Origin of the sequence: Mycolicibacterium agri (genome assembly GCF_002553505.1) — a bacterium.
Lineage (GTDB): Bacteria > Actinomycetota > Actinomycetes > Mycobacteriales > Mycobacteriaceae > Mycobacterium > Mycobacterium agri.
In genome coordinates, this window is sequence record NZ_PDCP01000200.1 from 1 (window position 1) to 1,623 (window position 1,623).

A 1,623-nucleotide genomic window follows, 5' to 3' on the forward strand; every position below is an offset into this window, starting at 1 on the left:
TAGCCTCGATCTTTCACCTGGCGCTCGATTGAGGTTCTTTGTGGGTGCAGGTGAGTGGTTGTGATGCTGGGCGGCCTGGGGTTCCGGCGTTGCGTCCTCGCCGGTGCTCCTGGGTCCTTGGTCGTCGTGACTGGGCTGGGTGTTCAGGTGGGTTGTAGTGCGGTCCAGCCGGTTTCGATGAGGTCACTCCACGGCCATCCGCGGGGCAGACGCAGGAAGCGACGCCGCCCGGAGGTGATGATCCGCCCGGCCACCGCCAGTAGTCGCAGGCGTAGCCGTTTGGGTTCCCACAGTCGTGCTGGTTGCCCGTGAAATGCCAGGACTTGGGTCCAGACCAGCAGGTCAGCGGCCAGCAGGGTGATCTCGAGCCAGATCTGGTTCTGGTCGAAGCCGTGAAACGGCAGGTTGGTCAGGCCGGTGTCTTTGAGGTTGCGGATGCGGTCCTCAGCGCGGGCGCGTTGGCGATGGCGGACTTCCAGATCGGGGATCGACCACCCGCGGGTGTTGGTGGCAAAGCAGGTGATGCGCCAGCCGTTGTCGTCGGTCAGGCGCAGTTGGGCGCCGGGGTGGGGGCGTTCGCGGCGGGCGATGACCCGCATTCCTGCTGGCCAGCCGCGCAGCGTGTCAGGCAGGTAGCGGGTCAGCTCGGCGACTTGGGCGCCGTCGCGTGGTGCGCCGTCGCCGTCGAGGGCGGCCCGCCACGCCTGGCGCGGTACCCGGTTGAGGGCTTCGACGATCGGGGGCATGCCGTAGAACCCGACGCTGTACTGCAGACCGAGGTTGGTGATGTGGTGCAGGAAGTCTTTGACCCCGCCACCGGTGTCGGTGCGCACCAGCACCTGGGCACGCTCATGGTCGGGCAGCTGGGCCAGCGCGGCATCCAGGACGCTGATGTGGTCGGCAGCGTTGTTGGAGCCCGCCGAGCCCGGGCGCAGCAGCCCCGCCAGCGCTTCACCGGACCCGTCGGCGCCGTGGTCGACAAAGGCCAACATCGGGTGAAATCCGTACCCGTACTTGAAGGTCGGTGCGGCCTGTTCTTTGTCGCTGTGGGCGGTGATCAAGGTGGCGTCCAGGTCGATGATCACTTGGCCACCATGCGCACCGGCCAGCGGTCGCTGTCGGCGCCAGATGTGCTGGCGGGCTGCTGCCCGCGCGCGGCGGATCGCCGCGATTGCGGCATCGACGTCGCCGGCCAAGGTGGCGATCAGCCGCGACACCGTGGGATCAGAGGCCACCGGCCCGAACAACTCGGGTTGGGCTCGAACGACCGCGACGTCAGCGGCGCAATCACCGCCGAGGGCCACCGCAATGGCCAGGTCGGTGAGAACCTTGGCCGGGTCATGCACCGACCGCGGTGCACGCCATGGCGCCAGCGCCGCTGACATGGCCTTATCCAATCCGCAGCAGCGCAGGGTCTGTCTCAACAACAGCCCGCCGGCCGACGACACCAGCGACTCGCGACCTGAATCCACCACCACCGAACGAACCGCGCTACGCTTCACCTACGGAGTGCCTTCCCGCTCGCAGAAACGTTGACCTTCGACAAGCCAATGTTCTCAAGCAGGACAGGCACTTCCGTGCATTACAAGCCGTGTCAACGGCCCATCTCACGAAACGTTCAGG

Annotated in this window: 1 protein-coding gene; it reads right to left on the reverse strand. The window is 66.9% G+C overall.

Features of this window, described 5'->3' with window-relative positions; genetic code table 11:
* Positions 1-143 precede the first annotated feature (143 nt).
* A complete protein-coding gene (locus tag CQY20_RS33720; RefSeq protein WP_003897007.1) occupies positions 144-1,502 on the reverse strand; it encodes an IS1380 family transposase in 1,359 nt (452 codons plus the stop codon).
* Between the last annotated feature and the right edge of the window lie 121 nt (positions 1,503-1,623).